The sequence below is a fragment of the Sphaerisporangium cinnabarinum genome, assembly GCF_055567015.1.
The window spans coordinates 158,474-182,032 of record NZ_JBVHRG010000006.1 but is presented as its reverse complement, the minus strand read 5'-3'; the positions used below and the strand labels follow the sequence as shown (position 1 = coordinate 182,032).

23 protein-coding genes are annotated in these 23,559 nt (G+C 74.0%); 16 read left to right on the top strand and 7 right to left on the bottom strand.

What is annotated here, in order from left to right:
• The first annotated feature begins 17 nt into the window (after positions 1 to 17).
• Positions 18 to 1,151: a tryptophan--tRNA ligase gene (gene trpS, locus ACZ4MO_RS10860; RefSeq protein ID WP_175007671.1), complete on the top strand. Its 1,134-nt coding sequence runs from the start codon at positions 18 to 20 to the stop codon at positions 1,149 to 1,151.
• Here trpS and ACZ4MO_RS10855 read toward each other — a convergent pair.
• Both ACZ4MO_RS10855 and ACZ4MO_RS10850 read right to left on the bottom strand, forming a co-directional pair.
• A complete protein-coding gene (locus tag ACZ4MO_RS10855) occupies positions 1,145 to 1,810 on the bottom strand; it encodes a methyltransferase domain-containing protein (RefSeq protein WP_175007672.1) in 666 nt (221 codons plus the stop codon). The two genes, trpS and ACZ4MO_RS10855, sit on opposite strands and share 7 nt — an antisense overlap.
• A 39-nt stretch (positions 1,811 to 1,849) precedes the next feature.
• Entirely contained in the window at positions 1,850 to 3,790 is a 1,941-nt protein-coding gene (locus tag ACZ4MO_RS10850; protein WP_175007673.1) for a phosphoenolpyruvate carboxykinase (GTP), read from the bottom strand.
• A gap of 116 nt (positions 3,791 to 3,906) precedes the next feature.
• Between ACZ4MO_RS10850 and ACZ4MO_RS10845 the strand changes: the two genes are divergently transcribed.
• Positions 3,907 to 5,403, top strand: coding sequence for a helix-turn-helix domain-containing protein (locus ACZ4MO_RS10845; RefSeq protein WP_175007674.1), 1,497 nt, complete (start codon positions 3,907 to 3,909; stop codon positions 5,401 to 5,403).
• Between the two features lie 21 nt (positions 5,404 to 5,424).
• Here ACZ4MO_RS10845 and ACZ4MO_RS10840 read toward each other — a convergent pair whose 3' ends face one another.
• Positions 5,425 to 6,495, bottom strand: coding sequence for a hypothetical protein (locus ACZ4MO_RS10840; RefSeq protein ID WP_175007675.1), 1,071 nt, complete (start codon positions 6,493 to 6,495; stop codon positions 5,425 to 5,427).
• 162 nt (positions 6,496 to 6,657) lie between these two features.
• On the opposite strand from ACZ4MO_RS10840, the gene ACZ4MO_RS10835 reads away from it, so the two are divergent.
• The 12 genes from ACZ4MO_RS10835 to ACZ4MO_RS10780 all read left to right on the top strand — a co-directional run bounded on the left by ACZ4MO_RS10835 (position 6,658) and on the right by ACZ4MO_RS10780 (position 18,038).
• Positions 6,658 to 7,914, top strand: a complete 1,257-nt coding sequence (locus ACZ4MO_RS10835) for a hypothetical protein (RefSeq protein WP_175007676.1) — start codon at positions 6,658 to 6,660, stop codon at positions 7,912 to 7,914.
• Positions 7,915 to 7,966: 52 nt separating this feature from the next.
• Complete coding sequence (locus ACZ4MO_RS10830; RefSeq protein ID WP_043653789.1) at positions 7,967 to 8,182, top strand: hypothetical protein; 216 nt, start codon at positions 7,967 to 7,969, stop codon at positions 8,180 to 8,182.
• A 181-nt stretch (positions 8,183 to 8,363) separates the two neighbouring features.
• On the top strand, positions 8,364 to 10,658 hold the full coding sequence (locus ACZ4MO_RS10825; RefSeq protein WP_255436983.1) for a chemotaxis protein CheW: 2,295 nt from the start codon (positions 8,364 to 8,366) through the stop codon (positions 10,656 to 10,658).
• Entirely contained in the window at positions 10,655 to 11,068 is a 414-nt protein-coding gene (locus ACZ4MO_RS10820) for a chemotaxis protein CheW (protein ID WP_043660141.1), read from the top strand. The genes ACZ4MO_RS10825 and ACZ4MO_RS10820 overlap by 4 nt, the downstream gene beginning before the upstream one ends.
• A gap of 55 nt (positions 11,069 to 11,123) precedes the next feature.
• Positions 11,124 to 12,737: a methyl-accepting chemotaxis protein gene (locus ACZ4MO_RS10815; protein WP_499278849.1), complete on the top strand. Its 1,614-nt coding sequence runs from the start codon at positions 11,124 to 11,126 to the stop codon at positions 12,735 to 12,737.
• A gap of 41 nt (positions 12,738 to 12,778) precedes the next feature.
• On the top strand, positions 12,779 to 14,386 hold the full coding sequence (locus tag ACZ4MO_RS10810; RefSeq protein ID WP_209828426.1) for a methyl-accepting chemotaxis protein: 1,608 nt from the start codon (positions 12,779 to 12,781) through the stop codon (positions 14,384 to 14,386).
• 64 nt (positions 14,387 to 14,450) lie between these two features.
• Positions 14,451 to 15,503, top strand: coding sequence for a chemotaxis-specific protein-glutamate methyltransferase CheB (locus tag ACZ4MO_RS10805; protein ID WP_175007678.1), 1,053 nt, complete (start codon positions 14,451 to 14,453; stop codon positions 15,501 to 15,503).
• Positions 15,500 to 16,312, top strand: a complete 813-nt coding sequence (locus ACZ4MO_RS10800) for a CheR family methyltransferase (RefSeq protein ID WP_175007679.1) — start codon at positions 15,500 to 15,502, stop codon at positions 16,310 to 16,312. Before ACZ4MO_RS10805 ends, ACZ4MO_RS10800 begins: the two co-directional genes overlap by 4 nt.
• On the top strand, positions 16,309 to 16,692 hold the full coding sequence (locus ACZ4MO_RS10795) for a response regulator (RefSeq protein ID WP_175007680.1): 384 nt from the start codon (positions 16,309 to 16,311) through the stop codon (positions 16,690 to 16,692). Before ACZ4MO_RS10800 ends, ACZ4MO_RS10795 begins: the two co-directional genes overlap by 4 nt.
• Positions 16,689 to 17,159, top strand: coding sequence for a chemotaxis protein CheX (locus tag ACZ4MO_RS10790; RefSeq protein WP_175007681.1), 471 nt, complete (start codon positions 16,689 to 16,691; stop codon positions 17,157 to 17,159). Before ACZ4MO_RS10795 ends, ACZ4MO_RS10790 begins: the two co-directional genes overlap by 4 nt.
• Complete coding sequence (locus tag ACZ4MO_RS10785; RefSeq protein WP_175007682.1) at positions 17,156 to 17,518, top strand: response regulator; 363 nt, start codon at positions 17,156 to 17,158, stop codon at positions 17,516 to 17,518. Before ACZ4MO_RS10790 ends, ACZ4MO_RS10785 begins: the two co-directional genes overlap by 4 nt.
• 31 nt (positions 17,519 to 17,549) lie before the next feature.
• Complete coding sequence (locus tag ACZ4MO_RS10780) at positions 17,550 to 18,038, top strand: hypothetical protein (RefSeq protein WP_061266681.1); 489 nt, start codon at positions 17,550 to 17,552, stop codon at positions 18,036 to 18,038.
• A 178-nt stretch (positions 18,039 to 18,216) separates the two neighbouring features.
• Here the strand turns inward: ACZ4MO_RS10780 and ACZ4MO_RS10775 are convergent, their stop codons facing one another.
• The 4 genes from ACZ4MO_RS10775 to ACZ4MO_RS10760 are packed head-to-tail and all read right to left on the bottom strand — an operon-like array spanning position 18,217 to position 21,409.
• A complete protein-coding gene (locus tag ACZ4MO_RS10775) occupies positions 18,217 to 18,582 on the bottom strand; it encodes a flagellar assembly protein FliW (protein WP_061266682.1) in 366 nt (121 codons plus the stop codon).
• On the bottom strand, positions 18,582 to 19,457 hold the full coding sequence (gene flgL / locus ACZ4MO_RS10770) for a flagellar hook-associated protein FlgL (protein ID WP_175007683.1): 876 nt from the start codon (positions 19,455 to 19,457) through the stop codon (positions 18,582 to 18,584). Before flgL ends, ACZ4MO_RS10775 begins: the two co-directional genes overlap by 1 nt.
• A gap of 29 nt (positions 19,458 to 19,486) precedes the next feature.
• Complete coding sequence (gene flgK, locus ACZ4MO_RS10765; protein WP_108051604.1) at positions 19,487 to 20,908, bottom strand: flagellar hook-associated protein FlgK; 1,422 nt, start codon at positions 20,906 to 20,908, stop codon at positions 19,487 to 19,489.
• A gap of 12 nt (positions 20,909 to 20,920) precedes the next feature.
• Complete coding sequence (locus ACZ4MO_RS10760; RefSeq protein ID WP_175007684.1) at positions 20,921 to 21,409, bottom strand: flagellar export chaperone FlgN; 489 nt, start codon at positions 21,407 to 21,409, stop codon at positions 20,921 to 20,923.
• 207 nt (positions 21,410 to 21,616) lie between these two features.
• Here ACZ4MO_RS10760 and ACZ4MO_RS10755 point away from each other — a divergent pair, with 207 nt between their 5' ends.
• Both ACZ4MO_RS10755 and ACZ4MO_RS10750 read left to right on the top strand, forming a co-directional pair.
• Positions 21,617 to 22,417, top strand: coding sequence for a sigma-70 family RNA polymerase sigma factor (locus ACZ4MO_RS10755; protein WP_175007685.1), 801 nt, complete (start codon positions 21,617 to 21,619; stop codon positions 22,415 to 22,417).
• Positions 22,418 to 22,569: 152 nt separating this feature from the next.
• Positions 22,570 to 23,433, top strand: a complete 864-nt coding sequence (locus ACZ4MO_RS10750) for a flagellin N-terminal helical domain-containing protein (protein WP_175007686.1) — start codon at positions 22,570 to 22,572, stop codon at positions 23,431 to 23,433.
• The last annotated feature ends 126 nt before the right edge of the window (positions 23,434 to 23,559 follow it).

Sequence of the window (23,559 nt, the reverse complement as noted above, 5' to 3'; positions counted from 1 at the left end):
CACCGAAGGAGAGCACCATGACCACGACCCTCGACCCCGCGCCGTCGGCCCTCCCGTCCGCGACGCCGTCCGGGCTGTCGGCGTCGACCGCGTCCGTCGCGGCGGCCCGCGAGCGGTCCGCGCAGATCGAGGCCCGGCTCGCGACCGACCCGTCCGGCTTCCGCGTCCTCACCGGCGACCGCCCGACGGGCGCGCTGCACCTCGGGCACTACCTCGGCACCCTCGCGAACCGCGTCCGGCTGCAGGACGACGGCGTCGAGGTCGTGCTCGTCGTCGCCGACTACCAGGTCATCACCGACCGCGACGACGCGGGAGACCTGCGCGCCACCGTGCGCGAGGTCGTCCTCGACTACCTCGCGGCCGGGATCGACCCCGCCCGCACGACGGTCTTCGCGCACTCCGCGGTCCCGGCGCTCAACCAGCTCCTGCTGCCGTTCCTCAGCCTCGTCACGACCGCCGAGATCGAGCGGAACCCGACCGTCAAGGCCGAGGCCGTCGCGGCCGCCGCACGGCAGGGCCGACCCATGAGCGGCCTGCTGTTCACCTACCCGGTGCACCAGGCCGCCGACATCCTGTTCTGCCACGGCAACCTCGTGCCCGGCGGGCAGGACCAGCTCCCGCACGTCGAGCTCACGCGCACCGTCGCACGACGCTTCAACCAGCGCTACGCCGCCGCGCAGCCCTACTTCCCCGAGCCCGACGTCCTGCTCGCCCCCGCGCCCACCGTGCTCGGCACCGACGGGCGCAAGATGAGCAAGTCCGCGGGCAACGCGCTCGAGCTGCGCGACGACGAGGACGCCACCGCGCGCTTCGTCCGCCGCCACCGCACCGACTCCGAGCGGCACGTCACGTACGAGCCCGAGCGCCGGCCCGAGCTCGCGAACCTCCTCACGCTGGGCGCGTTCGCCGCCGGGACGACGCCCGAGGCGCTCGCCGACGAGGTCGGTGCCGCCGGGGCGGGCCGCCTCAAGCAGGTGGTGACCGAGGCGCTCGTCGAGCACCTGCGCCCCCTGCGCGCCCGCCGTCGTGCTCTCACCGCGGGCGACGGGCCCGACCCGCTCGACGTGCTGCGCGAGGGCAACGCCCGCGCGAACGCGATCGCCGAGCGCACCCTGGCCGAGGTCCGCGAGCTCATGGGCACCGCCTACTGATCCGCCCGGCGGAGCTCCGCGCGCCACAGGCCGCGCCCGCCCGGCGCGGGCCGGTCCAGCCGCTCGACCGAGACGGCGACGAGCCCGTCCTGGCCGAACGCGTCGATCTCGGCTCGGGTGAGGGGCCAGGGCGGCCCGTCGTCGTCGGGCTCGTCGGCGACGGCCTGGATCACGAGGAGCGTGCCGCCCGGCGCGACGAGGGAGCGTACGCCGGCGGTGAGCTCGGCGCGGACGACCCGGTGCACGGCCTGGACCGTGTAGACCTCGACGACCAGGTCGAAGGCTCGGCGCCACGCAGCGGGCAGGTCGAGCAGGTCGCCGACGGCGTACGTCACCGCCGACCCGGGGCGACGGTCGCGCGCGGCGGCGACCGCGGACGGCGCGACGTCGAACGCGGTCGTGACGTAGCCGAGCCGGGACAGGTGCTCCGCGTCGGCGCCCAGCCCGCACCCGACGACGACCGCCGTGCGGTGCTCCCCGTCCGGCGGGACGACGACCCGCTCCACCAGCGCGGGGTGCGGGTCGTCGTGCTCCCACGGTGTCGTCACGGTGCCGCTCGCTGCGGATGCCCAGAGCTGCTCGAACCAGGCCGTCGGGTGGGCGTCGTCCGCCCTGCCCAGCAGGTCGGCCTCGGACTGCCAGGGGCGTCGTTCGACCATGCGACCGACACTAGCCGCGCCCGGCCCCGACGCACGCGGTCACGCGCCCAGCCGGTCCCGCAGCCGCGCGAGCTGTGCCCAGAGCTCGTCGGGCACGCGGTTGCCGAAGGTGTCGAAGAACTCGGCGGTCAGCTCGGCCTCGGCGAGCCACTGCTCGGGCGAGACGTCGAACAGGGCGTCGAGGTCGGCGTCGTCCAGGTCGAGGCCCCCGAGCTCGAGCGCTCCGGCCGCGGGGAGCAGGCCGACGGGGCTCTTCACGGCGCCGCTGTCGGTGCGGACGCCGCGTGACCGGTCGACCTGTGCCGCGATCCACGCGACGACGCGCGCGTTCTCGCCGAACCCGGGCCAGAGGAACCGGCCGTCGGCGTCCTTGCGGAACCAGTTGACCTGGAAGATCTTGGGGCGCTTCTCGGGGTCGAGGGAGGCGCCGACGCGGAGCCAGTGCGCCCAGTGGTCGGCCATGTTGTAGCCGCAGAAGGGCAGCATCGCGAACGGGTCGCGGCGCAGCGCGCCGACGGTGCCCTCGGCGGCGGCGGTCTGCTCGGAGGAGATGGTGGCGCCCATGAAGACGCCGTGCTCCCAGCCGTACGCCTGCGCGACAAGCGGGACGTTGGTCGCGCGGCGCCCGCCGAACACGATCGCGTCGATCGGGACGCCGTCGGGGTCCTCCCAGGAGTCGGCGATCGTCGGGCACTGCGCCGCGGAGACGGTGAACCGCGAGTTCGGGTGCGCGGCGGGGCGGCCGGCGTCGGGCGTCCAGTCCTGGCCGGTCCAGTCGATCAGGTGCGCGGGCGGCTCAGGGGTCAGGCCCTCCCACCAGACGTCGCCGTCGTCGGTGAGCGCGACGTTCGTGAAGATCGTGTCCCGCGCGAACGTCTCGACGGCGGCGGGGTTGGTCTCGACGCCGGTGCCGGGCGCGACGCCGAAGAAGCCGGCCTCGGGGTTGATCGCGCGCAGGCGGCCGTCGGGGCCGGGGCGCAGCCACGCGATGTCGTCGCCGATGGTCTCGACGGTCCAGCCGGGGATCGTCGGTCGCAGCATCGCGAGGTTGGTCTTGCCGCACGCGGACGGGAAGGCCGCGGCGAGGTGGTAGGCCCGGCCCTCGGGCGACGTCGCGCGGATGAGCAGCATGTGCTCGGCGAGCCAGCCCTCGTCGCGCGCCATCGCGGAGGCGATGCGCAGCGCGAAGCACTTCTTGCCGAGGAGGGCGTTGCCGCCGTACCCGGAGCCGTACGACCAGATCTCGCGCGTCTCCGGGAAGTGGACGATGTACTTCGTGTCGTTGCACGGCCACGGCACGTCCTCGGAGACCGCCCCGGTGTCGTCGACGAGCGGCGCGCCCACCGAGTGCACGGCCGGGACGAACGCGGCGCCGGCGTCGATGAGGTCCATGACGGCCGTCCCGACGCGCGTCATGATCCCCATGCTGACGACGACGTACGGCGAGTCGGTGACCTGGATGCCGACCTGGGAGATGGGGCCGCCCACCGGGCCCATCGAGAACGGGACGACGTACATCGTGCGGCCGCGCATCGAACCCTCGAACACGCCGCGGAGCTCGGCGCGCATGGCGTCCGGCTCGCGCCAGTTGTTGGTCGGGCCGGCGTCGACCTCCTCGCGCGAGCAGATGAACGTGCGCGACTCGACACGCGCGACGTCGCTCGGGTCGGAGCGCGCGAGGTAGCTCCCGGGGCGCAGCTCCGGGTCGAGGGGCAGGAGCGTCCCGGCGTCCACGAGGAGGTCGGTGAGGCGCTGCTTCTCCGCCGCGGAGCCGTCGCACCAGACGATCGCGTCCGGCTCGGTGAGGGTCGCGATCTCCCGCACCCAGGCGCGCGCGTCGCGCGGACGAGGGTCGGCCGTGCCGCCTCGCTGCCCCGGCGACCGGTCCGTCGACAGCCCGGCGAGGTCGGTCTCGACGTCGTCGAGCAGCGCGGCCTGGCGGGTGCGGCGGGTCTGGCGGGGGCCTGCGGCGGTGGTCATGGGTTCTCCTCGCTCGGCGGGTGGGCGGTGCTGTGCCCCCAGCCTCACGCCGAACCGGCGTGGATTTCGCCTCAGAACGCTATGAAGATTCGTCGATCTTGACGTAATGTCAAGCCATGGCCAGCGCGACGTCGTCCAGCCGCCCCGGGGACCGCCCCGAGGCTCAACCCGCGGCCCAGGCGGACCTCATCACGCTCGGCCGGCGCGTGCGGCACTTCCGAACGGCGCGCGGCCTCACCCTCGACGCGCTCGGCGAGGCCGTGGGCACCGCGCCGAGCCTGCTGTCGATGATCGAGAACGGGCGTCGCGAGCCGCGGCTGTCGCTCCTCCAGCAGCTCGCCCAGGCGCTGGGCGTGCCGGTCACGGACCTGCTCACGGACGAGCCGCCGTCGCGCCGCGCCGCGCTGGAGATCGCGCTCGACCGCGCCCAGCGCGGACCGCTGTTCGCGGGTCTCGGGCTGCCCGCCGTGAAGGCGAGCCAGAAGCTGCCCCTGCCGGTGCTCGAGAACCTCGTGGGCCTGCACGCCGAGCTCCAGCGCCGCGCGACCGAGGCCGTCGCGACCCCCGAGGAGGCGCGCCGCGCCAACACCGAGCTCCGCCTCGAGCGCCAGGCGCGCGACAACTACTACCCGGAGATCGAGGCGCTCGCCGAGGAGATGACGCGCAAGGCCGGGTACACCGTCGGCGCGCTCACCCACCGCACCGTCGCGCGCATGGCCGAGCAGCTGGGCTTCACCATCTGGCACGTCGACGACCTGCCGCACTCGACGCGCACCGTCACCGACCTGGAGAACGGGCGCATCTACCTGCCGCCCGCGTCGATCCCCGGCGGCCACGGGCTGCGCTCGCTCGCGCTCCAAGCCATCGCGCACCGCGTGCTCGGGCACGAGCGGCCGCGCTCGTACGCGGAGTTCCTGCGCCAGCGCGTCGAGATCACCTACTTCGCGGCGTGCTGCCTCATCCCGCAGACCGCGGCCGTCGACTTCCTGGAACGGCGCAAGCGTGAGAAGGACCTCGCCGTGGAGGACCTGCGCGACGCGTTCGGCGTGACCCACGAGGCCGCCGCGCAGCGCTTCACGAACCTCGCGACCGTGCACCTCGGCATCCCGCTGCACTTCCTGCGCGTCGGCGACGACGGCGCCCTGTTCCGCGGCTACGAGAACGACGGCCTGCCCCTGCCCGCCGACGTCACGGGTTCGATCGAGGGCCAGATGGTGTGCCGCAAGTGGGCCGCCCGCGAGGCGTTCACGCGTCGCGACCGCGCGCAGGAGTCGTACCAGTACACGGACACGCCCGCGGGCACGTTCTGGTGCTCCACGCAGACCGGCACGACGACGTCCGGCCAGTTCTCCATCGCCGTCGGGGTGCCGTTCGCGTCGGCGAAGTGGTTCCGCGGCCGGGACACGACGGTGCGGCGGCAGTCGTCGTGCCCGGACGAGTCGTGCTGCCGCCGCCCGGCCGCGGACGCGGCCGCGCGCTGGGAGGACGCGTCGTGGCCCAGCGCACGCATGCACCAGCACGTGCTCTCCGCGCTCCCGAGCGGCGCGTTCCCCGGCGTCGACGCGACGGAGGTCTACGCGTTCCTCGCCAAGCACGCCCCCCGCGACGCCTGAGCGAGCGCTCGGCGAGGCGCCTCAGGCGACCGTCCGGCCCGAGAGCGCCGCGACCTGCCGGTGCACCTGCGCCGTCTCGATCTCCGACCGCAGCGCGACGCGGTCGAGCCCGACGGCCGCCGCCTGCGCGACCGGGCCGAGCACCATGCGCAGGTCCGCGACGGCGTCGAGCGCGGCCCGCTTCGTCGTCGCCCGCTCGGCGCTCGCCGTGACGAGCGACAGCGCCAGCCCGAGGTCCTCGGCGACGAGCTCGCGCGGGGAGAGCAGCGTCGACGCGATGCGCGCGAGCGTGCCGACCTGCCTGCCGAGCTCGCGTGCGGGGGCCCGGCCGCGCCCCAGGCGGGCCGCGCGCTCGCCGAGCTCGCGGGCCACGAGGGCTGACGACGCGTCGCGCAGGTCCTCGACGTAGGTCCGGGACTCGCCCGGCCCGGCGAGGGGCCGGTGCACCCGGTCGAGCGACCACGCCGGGTCGCGCCCGTCGGCCCGCAGGTGCCGGTCGAGGTCCACCGCGTCGAGCGCGGCGTCGGCCCCGCCGGCGAGCCACGCCTCGACCCGCGCCACGTCTGCCGGGTCGTCGACGTCGAGCCCCACGGTCGACAGCACGTCGAGCCAGGTCCCGGTCCGTGCGTCGAAGAGCGGGACGAGGTCGTGGTCCTCCGGTCCGACGGGGCGCACGAACCGATCGTGCGCCGGGTCGTGCAGCAGGACCCACTCCTGCCCGTCGAGGGTCACCGGGCCCGCCTCGGTGAGCTCGAGCACGACGCGCAGCGCCCACTCGTCGTAGGTCTCGCCCCACGTCTCGCCCGTCACCGGGTCGCGCAGGACCCGCGGCGTGCTCAGGCGCTCGGGCAGCCACAGGAGCGGGTGCCACATCGCCTCGGGGCGCACCGTCGCCCACCGTCGCCGGCCCGCGGGCACGGTCCACGGCAGGGGGAGCGGTGACGCGGACAGGGGCGAGAGCAGCAGCTCGCCGTCGGCCAGGCCGGCGAACGCCTGCCAGCGGTGCAGGCGGGCCACCGTCTCGATCGCGGACGCGGGGAGCAGGAGGCCCGCTCCCGGTCCGGCGTCGAACGTCCGGCGTCTGTGCTCCACAGGGGTCCTCTCGTCGTGGTGGTCTCCACGCCTATGCGACGGGGGCGCACGCCAACCTGCGCGCACCACCTCGAACCACGCGCGGGCGAGTGTGACGGACATCACGTTGCCGCGGGGCTGCGAGCGGCCGATTTTCGCGCGGGCGCCGCACACACCCTCGCCATGCACACCTCGACCGTCGCCACCGACGTCCCCGCCCCCCGTACCCACGACCGCGCGAGCGACGAGCTCGACCGCCTCACCACCGACCTCGCGCTGCGCGTGCGCTCCGGGACGCTCCCCGAGCGCGAGGCCCGCATGGCGGTCTTCGAGGCCGTCTTCCGGACCGGCATCATCCCGTCCGAGACGCTGCGGTACTGCCACCGGCACGACGTCGCGCGGTTCCTGCACGACGACATGGTCGAGGCGGCCGTCGACTTCTACACCCGCAAGCTCCTCGACCTCCCGAGCGCCGACGGCGCGGCCGGGGACTCGACAGGGCGCAACGGCACCAAGTTCTTCGACCTCGAGGTGTTCGCCGACGGCGCGAGCGCGGCCGGATCGATCCGCCAGGCGCTCGGCGACTACACGCTCATGCACCGCACGCTCCTGCGCTCCGTGCGCAGCGCGCGCCGGGTGGGGCAGATCGTGTCGACCGACCTCCTGGAGGGCACGGTCGACGACGAGGGTCGGCTCGCGGGCCTCCTGCACGAGCTGCCGGTCGTCCCCGACCCCGCGACGGACGTCGTCGACGCGGGCCGCTCCGCGCAGCTCGAGCAGCTCTACGAGACGCACGTGAGCGCGGCCGCACGACAGCGTGGCGTGCTCCGCACCCAGATCGACGCGGGCGCGATCCGGGAGGCGTTCGACCTGCCCGAGCTCGACCGCCCGCTCGACCCGGACGCGCGCGCCCGGATGCTCGGGTGGGTCGAGGAGGACGAGGACCTCGCCCTGCGCTCCGTCGTCGGGCTCCTCGCCCCGACCGACGAGCGCCGTGCGGTCCTGCTCGGCCGGCTCTGGGCGGCGTTCGACCGCGACCGGCTGCAGACCGTCGCCGACCACGAGTACGGCGCGCGGATCGCGCACCTCCTCGTCCGCGACGCGCTCGCCGACCGCGCGCGGCCCGGCCGGCCCGCCGTCTCCCGCACCCGCGTCGCCGTCAAGCAGGCCGTCGCGGGCTGCGGTGCGGACGCCGCCTGGGTGACCGAGCTCACCGCCGTCTTCCTCGAGCACGAGCACGAGGCGCGCTCCGCGTGGGACCCCGACCGCGGGACCGGCGAGTCGACGCGCGACGCGGCGCGGTACCTCGACGCCCTGACGTCGGCCGCGGCACTTCCCGGCGCCCCGCTGGGTGCGACGCCGCTCGCCGTGCGCCGCGCCCTCGCCGACCTGGTCGCCGCGGCGCGCACGGGTGGCCAGAAGCGGTCGCTCGTCGCATAGGACCTCACGACCACCGACGCGCCTCGCCCGCGAGGCACCGAGAGGAGACCCCATGGCCGCCGTCCCGGCACGCCCGCGCACGACCATCGCGGAGCGCTGCGCCCCGCTGAACAAGGAGCTCGCCCGGCGCCGCTCCGGCTCGCCGCTCAACCCGCGCGACGTGCACGAGCTCATCGCCTCGCTGGTCGAGGAGCTCGTCCTGCAGGGCATGACGCGCCCGGAGGCCGCGGGGCTCGTGAACCGCGCCGCGCAGAAGGCGACCGCCTGACACCACCCAGGACGACCCGCGCCCCACGACGCGGCACCGCGTACCGACAGTGCGCGATGACCGCCCGTGCCGAACGGGTCGGCCACCCGGGCACCCGCGGGGGTACCCGGTCCGCACGCCGGAGACCGGCGACGAGACAGACGCACGCCAGACATGGCGGGGAGGTACGGACGTGGACGAGATGGACGAGATCGTCCACGAGTTCCTGGTCGAGTCCTACGAGAACCTCGACCAGCTCGACCAGGACCTCGTGGCGCTCGAGAGCGACCCGTCGTCGCGCGCGCTGCTGAGCAGCATCTTCCGCACGGTGCACACGATCAAGGGCACGAGCGGCTTCCTCGGGTTCGGCAACCTCGAGCGCGTGTCCCACGTGGGCGAGTCGCTCCTGTCGGAGCTGCGCGACGGCGAGCGGGCGATGGACCAGCCGACGGCGGACGTGCTGCTCGCGCTCGTCGACACCTTGCGGGCCATCCTCGCGAAGGTCGAGTCCGGCGTCGGGGACGACCTCGACGTCGACCCGATGGTCGCGCGGATCGTGGCCGTCCAGGACGGCACGGCGGCGCCGGAGCCGGACGTCGCGACCGATGCCTCGACCGACGTCGCGCACGACGTCGCCCCCGAGACCGACCCCGAGCACACGCCCGTCCCCGACCCGGACGGCACAGCCGCGCACGACGTCGCCCCCGCGCCCGTCGCGGCACCGCCCGCTGTCGAGCCGGCGGCCGCGACCGCCGTCGGACCGGCGCCCGCGCCCGAGCCGGCACCCGAGCCCGAGCCGCACACCCGCAACGCCGCGGACGGCTCGATCCGGGTGGACGTCGACCTCCTCGACACGCTCATGCGGCAGGTCGGCGAGCTCGTGCTGGTGCGCAACCAGATCGACCGGATCGCCGGCGCGGGCGAGGACCAGGAGACCAAGCGCTCCGCGCAGCGCCTCAGCCTCATCGCGTCCGAGCTGCAGGAGGGCGTCATGAAGACGCGCATGCAGCCGATCGAGCACGTGTGGTCCAAGATGCCGCGCGTCGTGCGCGACCTCGCGAAGACGCTGGGCCGCGACGTCCGGATCGAGATGACGGGCGGTGACACCGAGCTCGACCGCTCCCTGCTCGAGGCGGTCAAGGACCCGCTGACGCACCTGGTGCGCAACGCCGTCGACCACGGGATCGAGGCGCCCGACGACCGGCGCCGCGCCGGCAAGCGGCCCCAGGGGCTCGTGACGCTGCGCGCCTACCACTCGAACGGCCAGGTCGTCGTCGAGATCACGGACGACGGCGCAGGTATCGACCCCGAGAAGGTCGGGCGCACCGCCGTGGCCAAGGGGCTGCGGACCGCGGGCGACGTCGCCGCGATGGCCCCGTCAGAGCTGCTCGACCTGCTGTTCCTGCCCGGCTTCTCGACGGCCGCGAAGGTCACCAACGTGTCCGGGCGCGGCGTCGGGATGGACGTCGTGCGCACGAACATCGAGGCCATCGGCGGCTCGGTCGACGTCGAGTCGACGGTCGGGACCGGCACGACGTGGCGCATGCGGATCCCGCTGACGCTCGCGATCATGCCCGCGCTCACGGTGATGTGCTGCGGCGCGGTCTACGCGATCCCGCAGGTCAGCCTCCTCGAGCTCGTCGCCCTCGGCGACCAGCACGGCGAGATCGAGCACGTCGGCACCGCGCCCGTCTTCCGGCTGCGGGGCACGCTGCTGCCGCTCCTGTCGCTCTCCGAGGTGCTCGGGCTCGACCCGGAGTCCGAGGGGCGCGTCATCGCGGTCGTCGAGGCGGACGACCAGCGCTTCGGCGTGATCGTCGACCGCGTCCTCAACATGGAGGAGATCGTCGTCAAGGCGCTCGCGAACCGGCTCAAGCAGATCGGCATGTACTCCGGGGCGACGGTGCTCGGCGACGGCGGGGTGGCGCTCATCCTCGACCTCCAGGCGATCGCCCGCAAGGTGCTCACGTCCGACGCCGCGGACCTGGCCCGCGCGTACGCGCAGGACACGACGGAGAGCGCCGCGACCGTCGAGCAGATGCTCGTCGTCGGGGCGGGGGACCGCCGCGTGGCGATCCCGCTCTCCGCGGTGACGCGGCTCGAACGCATCCGCTCCGACACGATCGAGCAGGTCGGCTCGCGCGAGGTGCTCCAGTACCGCGGCGCGCTGCTGCCGCTCGTGCGGCTCGACCAGCTCCTGGGCGCCGCCGGCGGCCCGCCCGCGGACGAGCTCGACATCGTCGTGTACACCCGCGCGGGGCGCAGCATCGCGATGGCGGTCACGGAGATCTTCGACATCGTCGAGGACGACGCGCGCCGGCGCAGCGACATCGACGGCCACGGGCTCACGGGGTCGACCGTGCTCAAGGACCGCGTGACGGAGCTGCTCGACGTCCGCAGCGCCGTCCAGGCGGCGGACCCCGGCTTCTACGACGACCTCGACCCCTTCGACGACGCGACGGCCGGGACCGACCTGTCGCTGGCAGGTGCCCGATGACCACGCAGCAGCTCGTGACGTTCACGCTGGCCGACCGGCTGTGCGGGATCCCCGTCGACCGGGTCCAGGAGGTCCTGCCGGGCCGGGCCCGGACGCGCGTGCCGCTCGCGCCCGACGACGTCGGGGGCCTCGTCAACCTCCGCGGGCAGGTCGTGCTCTCCGTCGACCTGCGGCGTCGCCTCGGCATGGCGGCCCACGACGCGGACCAGATGATGGTCGTCGTCTTCGTCGGCGACGAGACCGTGAGCCTGCTCGTCGACACGATCGGCGACGTGCTCGAGGTCGACGCCGACCAGTTCGAGACGCCGCCCCAGACGCTCCCCGAGGAGCTGCGTGCCGTGATCCGCGGCGCGTACAAGCTCCCCGACCGGCTGCTGCTCGCCCTCGACGTCGACGCCGCGGCGTCCTGAGCCCGCCGGGCTCGCCCTTCCCTCTTCTCGACCCTCGTCCCCCCAGGAGCCACCGATGTCCACGCTCGAGACCCCCCGGCCCACGCGCCGGCGTCGCTTCGCCGACTTCTCCGTCCGCACGAAGATCCTCACCGCGCTCGGCGTGCTCGCCGTCGTGCTCGTCCTCGTCGTGGCCTTCGCGCTGCAGAGCCTGCGGTCGACGTCCGACGACACGGCGTCGGTCGCGAGCGTGGCGAGCTCGCTCCTGCGCAGCAACGCGGAGGTGGACCACGACACGCAGGAGGCGTGGCGGCTCACCTACCAGTACGACATCGTCGAGGGCGAGGCTCGCGAGCAGACCGTGGAGCAGATGGCGGCGACGGACGCCCGCGTCGAGGAGCAGATCGGCCTGATCGACGCGGTGCTCGCCGCCGACGGGGTGGAGGAGCCGAACTGGACCGCGTTCAAGGCGAGCTGGGCCGAGTGGCTCGCCTTCCGCGACGCGACGCTCATGCCGGCGGTCGAGGCGAAGGCCGTGACGCCCGAGATCCAGGCGGCCAACGACGAGATCATCGCGACGTACCGCGCCTCGCTGTCGGCGTCCGGTGACGCGGTCTACGCCTACCTCGACACGGTCGCGGACGACGCGGCGGCGAAGGCCGCGCGCGCCTTCCTCCTCATGATCGTCGTCGCGGTCGTCGGGCTCCTCCTCGCGGTCGTCGTGGGCGTGCGGGTCGCCAACCGCATCCGTCGGTCCGCGGGCACGGTCCAGCACGCGCTCGGCGCGCTCGCCTCCGGTGACCTGACGGTGCGGGCCGAGGTGGTGGGTCGTGACGAGCTGGGGCAGATGGCTGCGGCGTTGACGAGTGCGCAGGAGAACTTGCGGGGGATCATCGCGGAGGTGGCGGGGACGTCGGAGGCGGTGGCTGCGGCGACGGAGCAGCTGTCTGCGGCGGGTGCGCAGTTCTCGGCGTCGTCGGACGAGACGGCGGCGCAGTCGGGTGTGGTGGCGTCGGCGGCGGAGCAGGTGTCGCAGAACGTGCAGACGGTGGCTGCGGGTGCGGAGGAGATGGGGGCCTCGATCCGGGAGATCGCGCAGAACTCGAACGAGGCGGCGAAGGTGGCGAACAAGGCCACGGAGCGGGCTGCGGCGACGAACGAGACGGTGCAGAAGCTGGGGACGTCGTCGCAGGAGATCGGTGACGTGATCAAGGTGATCACGTCGATCGCGGAGCAGACGAACTTGTTGGCGTTGAACGCGACGATCGAGGCGGCTCGTGCGGGTGAGGCGGGCAAGGGGTTCGCGGTGGTGGCCAGCGAGGTGAAGGAGCTGGCGCAGGAGACGGCGAAGGCGACGGAGGACATCGCGCGTCGGGTGGAGGCGATCCAGGGGGACACGGTGGGTGCGGTGGAGGCGATCGGGGAGATCGCGGACATCATCGGGCGGATCAACGACTACCAGCTGACGATCGCGTCGGCGGTGGAGGAGCAGACCGCGACGACGAACGAGATGTCGCGGGGGGTGCAGGAGGCGGCGACGGGGTCGAGCGAGATCGCGGGCAACATCACCGGCATCGCCGCCGGCGCGTCGTCGACGGCGGAGGCCGTCGAGCAGATGAACGGCTCGATCGCCGAGCTCGCCCGCATGGCCGCCGAGCTCCGCAGCCGCGCCTCCCGGTTCACCTACTGACCCCCTGACACCCGTACGCCTTCCGCAGAGAGACGACCACGATGCCCACGAACCAGCAGCAGGACCTTCCCCGACGCCCGTGGAGGGACAGTCCCGTCCTCGTCAAGATCCTCACGTCGGTCCTCGTCATGGTGGTGGTGACCGGCGTCATCACGGCCGTCGCGCTCGTCTCGATGCGCGAGCTGCGCTCGGACGCCGACGAGATGTACCGCGGCAACGTCACGCCGCTGCAGCAGCTCACGGAGATCCAGCGCGCCTTCCAGGGCGACCGCGCCCGCGTGGTCCAGTACGGGATCGCGGACGCGGAGACCCGGGCGAGCCTCCTCGACGAGCTGGTGGAGCGCAAGGTCGACCTGGACGCCCAGATCGAGGCGTACCGTCCCAACGCGGTGAGCCAGACCGACGTCGACGCGCTCGTCGCGGCCCTGGACGCGTACTACGCGGCCGCCGAGGGCGGGCTCTTCCCGCTCGCCGACGCGGGTGACACCGCGGGCTTCGCCGCGTACTTCGACGACACCGTCCGTCCCCTGACGACGGGCGTCCTGGACGCGATGCAGGTCGAGACGGTGTCCCAGGGCGAGCAGGCGGCGGAGCTCGCCGAGGAGACGGACACGCTCGCGGCACGGGCGCTGCTCGCCACGATCCTCGTCGCGGTGCTCGGCGCCCTCGCGGCGACCGCGCTGTCCTACGTCGTGGCGCGCGGGATCGCCCTGCGGATCCGGGCCGTGTCGAGGAGCCTGACCGCGCTGGGCGACGGTGACCTGACGGTGCGGGCCGAGGTGGTGGGTCGTGACGAGCTGGGGCAGATGGCTGCGGCGTTGACGAGTGCGCAGGAGAACTTGCGGGGGATCATCGCGGAGGTGGCGGGGACGTCGGAGGCGGTGGCTGCGGCGACGGAGCAGCTGTCTGCGGCGGGTGCGCAGTTCTCGGCGTCGTCGGACGAGACGGCGGCGCAGTCGGGTGTGGTGGCGTCGGCGGCGGAGCAGGTGTCGCAGAACGTGCAGACGGTGGCTGCGGGTGCGGAGGAGATGGGGGCCTCGATCCGGGAGATCGCGCAGAACTCGAACGAGGCGGCGAAGGTGGCGAACAAGGCCACGGAGCGGGCTGCGGCGACGAACGAGACGGTGCAGAAGCTGGGGACGTCGTCGCAGGAGATCGGTGACGTGATCAAGGTGATCACGTCGATCGCGGAGCAGACGAACTTGTTGGCGTTGAACGCGACGATCGAGGCGGCTCGTGCGGGTGAGGCGGGCAAGGGGTTCGCGGTGGTGGCCAGCGAGGTGAAGGAGCTGGCGCAGGAGACGGCGAAGGCGACGGAGGACATCGCGCGTCGGGTGGAGGCGATCCAGGGGGACACGGTGGGTGCGGTGGAGGCGATCGGGGAGATCGCGGACATCATCGGGCGGATCAACGACTACCAGCTGACGATCGCGTCGGCGGTGGAGGAGCAGACCGCGACGACGAACGAGATGTCGCGGGGGGTGCAGGAGGCGGCGACGGGGTCGAGCGAGATCGCGGGCAACATCACCGGCATCGCCGCCGGCGCGCAGGAGAGCGCCCGGTCGATGGAGCAGCTCAACGTCGCCGTCGGTGAGCTCGCCCACGTCTCGGAGCTGCTCGACGCCCAGGTCTCCCGGTTCCGGCTCTGAGAGCGCCGACCATGACGCCCCCACCCCGCGCGGCCGGCGCGTGCCGCGCCCGAGGAGGCCGACGGTGATCCGCGTGCTCGTCGTCGACGACTCCGTCGTGATCCGCCGCCTCGTCGCGCAGACGCTCGACCGAGACCCTGACATCACCGTGGTCGGCACGGCGGCCGACGGCCGCCTCGCCCTCGCGAAGGTCGAGCAGCTCGACCCCGACGTCGTCACGCTCGACATCGAGATGCCCGTCATGGACGGCATCGAGACGGTGCGGGCGCTCCGCGCGGCCGGCCGGCGCATGCCCGTCGTCATGTTCTCGACGCTCACGGAGCGCGGGGCGTCCGCGACCCTCGACGCCCTGACGGCCGGTGCCACGGACTACGTCACCAAGCCGAGCGGCACCGGCTCGGTCCAGACGGCGCTCGAGCGCGTCGGCCAGGAGCTCACGCCCAAGATCAAGGCGCTCGTCCCGCGCGCTCCCGGCGTCCCGGCGACGAGGAGCGCCCGGACGGGGGCCTCGGTCCGCCGCCCCGTCCCGGCACGACCCGTGCGCGCGGTCGTCGTCGGCTCCTCCACCGGAGGGCCGGAGGCGCTGCGGACGGTGCTGTCGTCGTTGACCACGCCGCTGCCGGTCCCGATGCTCGTGGTCCAGCACATGCCGCCGGTCTTCACCCGCCAGCTGGCCGAGCGCCTGGACCGCGCAGGCCCCACGACGGTGGTCGAGGCCGCCGGGGGCGAGGTGCTCCGGCCCGGTCACGCGTACCTGGCGCCCGGCGGCCGGCACCTCGAGCTCGCCCGCCAGGGCGCGGACCTGACGACCCTCGTCACGGACGGGCCCCCGGTGAACTTCACGCGGCCCGCCGTCGACGTCCTGTTCCGCTCCGCGGTCCGCACGCTGGGCGGCGACCTGCTCGCCGTCGTCCTCACGGGGATGGGGTCCGACGGCCGCGAGGGTGCGGGCGAGATCGCCCGCGCCGGCGGCCACGTGCTGGCCCAGGACGAGGAGAGCTCGGTCGTCTGGGGCATGCCGGGAGCCGTCACGACCGCGGGGCACGCCCACGCGGTCCTTCCCCTCGACCAGGTCGCGCGCGCCGTCGTCGGCGCGGCCGAAGGAGCGCACGCATGACCGTCTCCACCCAGTCGTTCGCGTACGTGAGCGACCTGGTCCGCAAGCACAGCGCGATCCAGCTCGCGCCGGGCAAGGAGTACCTCGTCGAGGCGCGGCTCGGGCCGCTCGCGCGCGAGAAGGGGCTCCAGGGTCCCGACGCCGTCGACAGCTACGTCCGCCGCTACCTGCGGGGCGGCTCCCCGGCGGAGACCGTGCGCGTCGTCGAGGCGATGACGACCAACGAGACGTCCTGGTTCCGCGACACCTCGCCGTTCACCGCGCTGCGCCGAGCGATCCTGCCGGAGCTCGCGGGCGCGGACCTCAGCATCTGGTCCGCGGCGTGCTCGACCGGCCAGGAGCCGTACAGCATCGCGATGGTCCTGCGCGAGGAGCGGGTGCGGAGCTACCGGATCCTCGCGACGGACATCAACGCGCAGGTCGTCGAGCGGGCCCGCACGGGCCGGTACAGCCAGCTCGAGATCAACCGCGGCCTGCCCGCGCCCATGCTCGTGCGCAACTTCCGGCGCGTGGGCGCCGAGTGGGAGGTCGACCCGGCGCTGCGGGAGAACCTCACGTTCCAGCAGCACAACCTGCTCACGGCACCGCCCGGGCCCCGGATGTTCGACATCGTCTTCCTGCGCAACGTGCTCATCTACTTCGACCTGCCGACCAAGCAGTCGATCCTCGCCCGGCTCCGCAGCCGGGTGCGGCCGGGCGGCTTCCTCCTGCTGGGTGCCGCCGAGACCACCGTCGGCGTCGATCCCGCGTGGGAACGGGTCGACGTCACGCAGGGCTCCATCTACCGACTCCGAGGAGGCAGCGCATGAGAGCGCTGATCATCGACGACGCCCGCGTGATGCGCCGCATCGTCGCCACGACGCTGAGGGATCTCGGCTTCGAGACCGCCGAGGCGGGTGACGGACGCCAGGCGCTCGACCTGCTCGAGGCGGGCGAGCGCTTCGAGCTCGCGTGCGTCGACTGGAACATGCCGGTCATGGACGGGCTGCAGTTCGTGCAGGCCGTCCGCGCGCGCCGCGAGTGGCGCGACCTCACGCTCATGATGATCACCACGGAGTCCGAGCAGTCGCGCATCGTGCGCGCGCTCGCCGCCGGTGCCCACGAGTACCTCATCAAGCCGTTCACGCCGGACGCACTCATGGGCAAGCTCGACATGCTCGGGCTCCTGCCGACCAAGGAGCTCGCATGATCGACACCCGGGACACGCTCACCCAGAGCGTCCTGCCCATCGCCCAGGACCTCTTCGCCGCCATGGTCGACGGCGAGCCGGGCCTGCTCGAGCCCGTCGACGCCCTCGCGGCGCCGATCGCCGACCCCGTGCACGCGTGGGTCGACATCGTCGGCCCGACGTCGTGGCGCACGCTCGTCGTGACCGCCCGCCCGACCGCGGACCGGATCGCGCGCGCGCTCCTCCAGCTGGACGACGGCGAGACCGTGAGCCTCGACGACGTGCGTGACGCGCTCGGCGAGGTCGCCAACGTCGTCGGCGGGAACCTCAAGGGCATGCTCGACGGTGGCTCGTCGCTCACCCTGCCCGTGGTCGACACCACGGGCCCGGCGGTCGTGCGAGCGGCCGACCACGCGCAGGCGCTGCTGTGGCGCGGCGAACCCCTCGTCATCTCGTTGTGGACCTCGAAGGACGGAGAACAGCTGTGAGAGTCGTCGTCGCGGACGACAGCCGCGTGATGCGGCAGATCGTCGTCCGGACCCTGCGCCAGGCGGGGTTCAAGGACTGGGAGATCCTGCAGGCCGGGGACGGCGCCGAGGCGCTCGCCCTCACCCTGGCGGAGCAGCCGGACCTCGTGCTGTCCGACTGGAACATGCCGGAGATGAACGGGATCGACCTCCTGCGCGCGCTGCGCACCGCGGGGTCGAGCGTGCCGCTCGGGTTCGTCACGTCGGAGGGCTCGCCGCAGATGCGCGAGCTCGCGGACGCCGAGGGCGCCCTGTTCCTCATCGCCAAGCCGTTCGACGCGGACACGTTCGAGGACGTCCTGCGCCCGCACGTCCGTTGACCCCGACGTCCGTCCCCCGGAGGAGCCCCCTGTGACCACGACCCCCCTGCCCGAGCTCAAGGAGATCCGCGACCTGTACGCGGGGCTGGTCGGCCGCGGCTGCACGGCCGTGCGCGCGAGCGCGCTCCTGACGCCCGAGACGAGGCCGGGTGTCATCGCCGCGACCTACGTCAGCCACCGGGCCCAGGTCGAGGCGGTCGTCGCCGTCGACGTCCCGCTCGGCGCCCACCTCGGCGCCTCGATCGGCCTCGTGCCGCCCGGCCCCGCCCAGGACGCGGCGGCCGACGGCGCGCTGAGCGACGTCCTGCTCGAGAACCTGTCCGAGGTCCTCAACGTCACGGCCGCCCTCTTCAACGCCGAGGGCGCGCCGCACCTCAAGCTCGCCGAGGTGTTCGACTCGACGCGCGGGCCGCTCCCGGGCGCACCCGTGACGTTCCTGCGCAGCACCGGTCGCCGCCTCGACGCGGAGATCGAGATCGCCGGCTACGGCGGCGGGGCGCTGACGGTCGTCCTCGCCTGACGACGACCGGGACCGACCCGCACGGAGGCCGGGCCAGGGGCGCACGCCCCGGGCCCGGCCTCTCGTCGTCCCCCGGTTCGCGCCCCGGCACGGCACGGCACGACGACGGACAGCCACCCCGGTGCCGTGAGCGGCGCCGGGGTGGCTGTGGTCGGGTGGGGACGGGCCGTCCGCGAGGTCAGGCCGTGACGAGGGTCCGCCGCAGGTCGAGCCCCTGCCCCTCGAGGACGGACTGGACCGCGGCGCCCGTCTCGGGGTGCACGAGCACGGGCGCCAGGAGGTTCGCGTGCACGCGGCCCGCGCGCACGCTCGCGACGACGAGGACGAGCGGGTCGGTCTCCTCGGCGCCGATGCGCGCGAGGTCGGACGACGGGATCGCGGGGGAGTACCCGGGCACCCAGCGGCCGGGGTCGAGGACGAGCATCTCGACGCCGGGGGTGTCGAGCGCGGACAGCGTGTAGACGCCGTCGCCCTGCTCGGTGAGGAGCTCGAAGCGTCGGGCCGCGAGGCCGGGGGGCGGGGTGACGAAGGTGAGCGTGGTCATCAGCGGAGGTAGTCCAGGAGTGAGGGCTGCAGGAGGGTGGCGCCGATGCTCAGGGTCGCCTGGTAGGCGACCTGCTTGAGCTGCAGGTCGATCGCGAGCTCGGCGAGGTCGGCGTCCTCGATGGCGCCGCGGCGCGTCTCGAGCGAGGTGCGGTTGCCGAGGTTGGTGTCGGCGGCGCGCTCGAGCTGGTTCTGCCGGGCACCGACCGTCGTGTGCTGGGTGAGCACCGCGTCGAGCCGAGCGTCGACGGCGGCGAGGTGCCCCCCGCTCCCGTTGCCGGCCCGCAGGTCGGCCGCCACGGAGTCCAGCAGCGCGAACACGGAGCCGGACCCCGTGCCGAAGACGGCCGCGCCGTCCACGTCGACGCGGACCGTCGAGTCGACGCCGATGCGACGCTCGACGGGTGCGCCGCCGCCGCCCGTGAACGAGTAGTCGTCGCGGAAGGCGACGCCCTCGTCCGAGGTCCCGGCGAAGACGGTGCGCCCGAGGTACGTGGAGTTCGACTGGCGCAGCAGCTCGTCGCGCAGCTCCACGAGCTCGGCGGCGACGGCCTCCCGGCCCTCCGCCGACGTCGTGTCCGACGCGCCCTGGAGGACGAGGTCGCGCACGCGCTGGACGATGTCGGTCACGGTGCCGAGCGTCGAGTCGAGCGTCGCGAGCCAGCCCTCGCCGTTCGCGATGTTCCGGTCGTACTGCTGCTCGGCTGCGAGCCGGCCGCGGATCGCGAGGGCGTCCGCCGCGGACGACGGGTCGCTCGAGGCACGCGTGATCTTGCGCCCCGAGGTGCCCTGCTCCTGGAGCTCGGCGATCCTCGCGAGGTTGGACTGCAGGCTCCTCGTGACGTACGAGGCCTGCATCTGGTTGGTGATGCGCACGGTTCTCCCCTTGCGGACCTGGTCGCGGGCTACAGCCCGACGCGGCCGGTGCGGTTGATGAGCTGGTCGAGCATCTCGTCGACGGCGGTGAGCACGCGGGCCGCGCCCTGGTAGGCGTGCTGGTACTGCATGAGGTTCACGGTCTCCTCGTCGAGGGAGACCGCGGAGTGCGAGAGCAGGTCGCTGAACGCCGCCGTGGACGCCGTGGTGGCGAGCTTCGCGTCGTAGCCGGCCGAGCTCGACTTCACGGCGAGCTGCGTGACGTGCGTCGACCACACCGCGTCGGGCCCGCCGGCGGCGCTTCCGAGCGCGGCGATGCGGTCGGCGACCGACCCGTCGAGGCTGCCCGCGCCGACGGCGGCGGTCGCGACCTGGCCGGGCGCGGTCACCGCGACCCGCAGGCCGGCGCCCGCGGACCTGCCCGGCTCGATCGCGAAGAACGCTCCGCCCGGGGTGCCCGACGGCGTCAGGCCCGTCGTGTGCAGCGCGTTGACCTGCGTGACGAGCGCCGACGCGAGCGCGTCGTAGCCCGCCGCGGCCTGGGCGTACACCCCGCCGGAGGACACCGGCGCGAGTGCCGACAGGTGCCCCGCGAGCTCGCCGCCCTCGAGCCCGACGGCCGCACCCGGACGGTGCGACCACTCGAGCCGCACCGCGTCGGCAGCCGCCCCGTCGAGCGTCGAGGCCCCGACGAGCCGGACCTCGTTCACGTGGTTGCCGTCGACGAGGAGGTTCCCGCCCAGGAGCACGTTGACGGTGCCGTCGGGGTTCGTGCTCGTCTGGGCGCCCGCGAGGCGCGCCAGGTCGGCGGCGAGCTGGTTGCGCTGGTCGACGAGCTCGTTGGCGGAGCCGTTCTGGCCGGAGGCGTCGAGGATGCGCGTGTTGAGCGCGGCGATCTTGTCCGCGACCGTGTTGATCTCGGCCACGAGCGAGCCGGCGCTCGTCCGGGCCTGGCCCCACGCGGTCTCCACGCGGGCCCGGCCGTCGACGATCCGGTCGACGACGGCGCCGGCCTCCTCGACCACGACCCAGGCCTGGGCGTCCTTGCCCGGCGAGTTCGCGGCGTCCTGCCAGGCGCCCCAGAACGACTGCAGCGCGGCGGACAGCCCGGTGTCCGAGGGCTCGCCATGGATGTCCTCGACGGCCGTGAACGCGGCGGCGCGCACGCCCGCGTACCCGTCGGCGGACGCCGTCTGGCGCACGCGCGACTCCAGGAACAGGTTCCCGAGGCGGGCGACGCCGTCGATCGTCACGCCCTGGCCGGACCGCGCGGACTGCGAGAGCCGCCCCAGGCCCATCTCGGTGAGCGGGGCCGTCGCCGACTGCTGCACGCGCTGGCGCGTGTAGCCCGGCGTGTTGACGTTGGCCACGTTCTGACCGGTGACGTCGATGCCCGCCTGGGCGGCGCTCAGGCCTCGGAAGGCCGTGTTGAGGATGGAGAACGAGCTCATGGGAGGGGCTCCTTACAGCATCGTGTCGAACAGGCGGGCGACGTCGGACCGGTCCGTGGTGGCGCCGGTCGCGTCGTAGGTGCGGGGCTCGCCGCCGAGCGTCGCGAGCGTCTCCTGCGTGGAGCGCGACGCGTGGTTGACGAACTGGGTGTTCGTGTCGCGGACGGTCTTGATCCGCACCGTCAGCTCCGTGAGGCCCGTGAGGTGGCCCTCGAAGATCTCGCGCCAGGGCCCCGCGGTGGGGGCGGCCGCGGCGATCTCCCGCAGCGTGGCGTCGGGCGCCAGGCCCCACTCCGCCGCCACCGTCTCGGACGCGACGGTGCGCACGAGGGTCGCCTCGCGCACCTTCTCCATGACGGTCTCGACCTCGCGGTTCGCGTGGGCGAGCCAGCGGGTGCGGCCGGCGGTGAGGAGGAGCTGCTCCTCCTCGAGCTTGAACAGCAGCATCTCGAGCAGCTCGCGCTCTCGCCACAGCAGGGTCGACAGCTCCTGAGGGCCCAACGTGGCTCTCCCTTACGTGCGCGGTGGTCGGTCGGGGCGGCGGGCACGGGCCCGCTCGAGACGCACTGTCGGCACGCGCGGTGCGCATGTGGCGACTGATCCCCGGGCCCGCTGCATGGGAGAGGTCAGGACGCGGTCGCCGCCGCGCGCCTCACCCGCGTCTCCCGGTGCCGTACCGGGCCCGCCCCAGCAGAAAGGTGCTTCGGCGTGAACCTCTCCGAGCGCAACGCTCTCGTCGTCGACAACCTTGCCCTCGTCGGCTTCCTCGTCTCCGACCTGTGCGCGCGGGCCGACCACCTCTCGCGCGAGGACCTCGCGTCGGTCGGCGCCGTCGCGCTCACCACGGCGGCCACGAGCTTCGACCCGGCCCGCGGCGTGCCGTTCGGCGCGTACGCACGGCGTCGCATCATCGGGGCGCTCGCCGACGAGCTGCGCTCGCAGGACTGGGCCCCGCGCTCGGCGCGCCGGCGCATCAAGGAGCTGACGTCGGTCACGGCGTCGCTCACGGCGTCCCTCGGCCGCGAGCCGACCGACGCGCAGGTCGCCGAGGCGATGGGCGTCGCGGTCGTCGAGGTGCGCGCGGCCCGGGACGACGCGGGGCGGTCCATCGTGGCGATGGAGGACTCGACCTACGACCACGTGGTGCTCGAGGCGCCGACCCCCGAGGAGCAGGTCCTGTCCGTCGAGGAGCGGCACGTGGTGCGCGAGGCGGTGGCGGCGCTGCCGGACCAGCTGCGGCACGTCGTCGAGCAGGTCTACTTCGTGGGACGCAGCGTCGGCGAGCTCGCCGTCGAGCTGGGGATCAGCCACTCGACGGTCTCGCACGCGCGCATCGAGGCGGTCCGCCTGCTCCGCGAGGGTCTGGAGGCCCACTACTCGGCCCGGGAGGCCAAGGGCCCGGCCGTGCCGCTCACGGCGCGCCGCCGCGACTACCTCGCCGAGCTCGGCGAGCGCGTCGCGGGCGGAGCCACCCAGCGGTCCGCGTGGTCGGTGCCCGCGGCGTCCTGACGACGGGGCGCGCGACCACGTCGACCGCGGTCCGCCGGTCGGCCACCGTCGGGCCGCGGCGTCCGACAGTCCCCAGGAGGAGGCCGGTCGTGGGGACGGGCCGGAACCGGACGAGCCGGCCCGCCCGGGCCGCGCGGGACAGGAGCGCACGCATGGGTCTCTCGATCGTGACGAACATGGCGGCGACGACGACGTACCGCCGGCTCGCGGCGACGCAGCGCGAGCAGGGCGCGTCGGCGGAGCGCCTCGCGTCCGGGCTGCGGATCACCGGTGCCGCCGACGACTCGGCGGGGCTGACGACGGCCGAGGGGCTGCGCGCCCAGGCGAACGGCAGCGCCGTCGCGCAGCGCAACGCAGCAGACGCGGTCGCGATGCTGGAGACGGCGGACGGCGCGCTCGGCGGCATCCAGAGCATGCTTCAGCGCATGCGGGAGCTCGCGCTCCAGGCGGCGAACGACACCAACGGGCCGGACGCGCGCGCCGCGCTCGAGGAGGAGCTGGGGGCGCTCGCGCGCGAGGTGAGCCGGACCCACAACGAGTCCGCGTACGGCGACCAGCTCCTCCTCGCGAGCGAGCCGACGGTGACGTTCCAGGTCGGGGCCGGCGGCGACGCCGCCTCGACGATCTCCGTCCAGCTCCCGCGCGTGACGTGGGCGGTGTCGTCGGCGCTCGTCGCGGGCGACGGCGACCTGCGCGTGAGCCTGACCGGCGCGGGCTACCCGGACCTGGCGCACCTCACCTCGCGCGCGGCCGTCGAGGCGATCGACCGCGCGATCTCGCGCGTCTCGGAGGAGCGCTCGCGCATGGGCGCCACGATCAACCGGCTCGACCACGCGGCGCGCCTCGCGGGCAGCACGGGCGAGAACCTGCGCGCCGCGGAGTCGCGGATCCGGGACGCGGACCTCGCCCAGGAGGTGCGCGACGGCGCGCGCCTGAACGTGCTCGCGCAGGCCGGGACGGCGATGCTCGCGCAGGCGAACCAGGCGCCGTCGTCGGTGCTGCAGCTCCTCGGCTGAGCCGACACGATGTGACGCAGATCACTGACCACGACGTGCCCCCGGGTGCCGAGAGTGCTCGGTGACCGGCCCACGGATGGGCTGGGGGATCATCCACTCGCCCGTCTCACGGAGGACGTCATCATG

Coding starts and splice junctions, on each gene's coding strand:
- ACZ4MO_RS10810 (WP_209828426.1), top strand. CDS start 12,779: ATGCCCACGAACCAGCAGCAGGACCTTCCCCGACGCCCGTGGAGGGAC.
- ACZ4MO_RS10775 (WP_061266682.1), bottom strand. CDS start 18,582: ATGACCACGCTCACCTTCGTCACCCCGCCCCCCGGCCTCGCGGCCCGA.
- ACZ4MO_RS10850 (WP_175007673.1), bottom strand. CDS start 3,790: ATGACCACCGCCGCAGGCCCCCGCCAGACCCGCCGCACCCGCCAGGCC.
- ACZ4MO_RS10855 (WP_175007672.1), bottom strand. CDS start 1,810: ATGGTCGAACGACGCCCCTGGCAGTCCGAGGCCGACCTGCTGGGCAGG.
- ACZ4MO_RS10835 (WP_175007676.1), top strand. CDS start 6,658: ATGCACACCTCGACCGTCGCCACCGACGTCCCCGCCCCCCGTACCCAC.
- flgK (WP_108051604.1), bottom strand. CDS start 20,908: ATGAGCTCGTTCTCCATCCTCAACACGGCCTTCCGAGGCCTGAGCGCC.
- ACZ4MO_RS10790 (WP_175007681.1), top strand. CDS start 16,689: ATGATCGACACCCGGGACACGCTCACCCAGAGCGTCCTGCCCATCGCC.
- ACZ4MO_RS10815 (WP_499278849.1), top strand. CDS start 11,124: ATGTCCACGCTCGAGACCCCCCGGCCCACGCGCCGGCGTCGCTTCGCC.
- ACZ4MO_RS10845 (WP_175007674.1), top strand. CDS start 3,907: ATGGCCAGCGCGACGTCGTCCAGCCGCCCCGGGGACCGCCCCGAGGCT.
- ACZ4MO_RS10830 (WP_043653789.1), top strand. CDS start 7,967: ATGGCCGCCGTCCCGGCACGCCCGCGCACGACCATCGCGGAGCGCTGC.
- trpS (WP_175007671.1), top strand. CDS start 18: ATGACCACGACCCTCGACCCCGCGCCGTCGGCCCTCCCGTCCGCGACG.
- ACZ4MO_RS10825 (WP_255436983.1), top strand. CDS start 8,364: ATGGACGAGATCGTCCACGAGTTCCTGGTCGAGTCCTACGAGAACCTC.
- ACZ4MO_RS10800 (WP_175007679.1), top strand. CDS start 15,500: ATGACCGTCTCCACCCAGTCGTTCGCGTACGTGAGCGACCTGGTCCGC.
- ACZ4MO_RS10820 (WP_043660141.1), top strand. CDS start 10,655: ATGACCACGCAGCAGCTCGTGACGTTCACGCTGGCCGACCGGCTGTGC.
- ACZ4MO_RS10795 (WP_175007680.1), top strand. CDS start 16,309: ATGAGAGCGCTGATCATCGACGACGCCCGCGTGATGCGCCGCATCGTC.
- ACZ4MO_RS10750 (WP_175007686.1), top strand. CDS start 22,570: ATGGGTCTCTCGATCGTGACGAACATGGCGGCGACGACGACGTACCGC.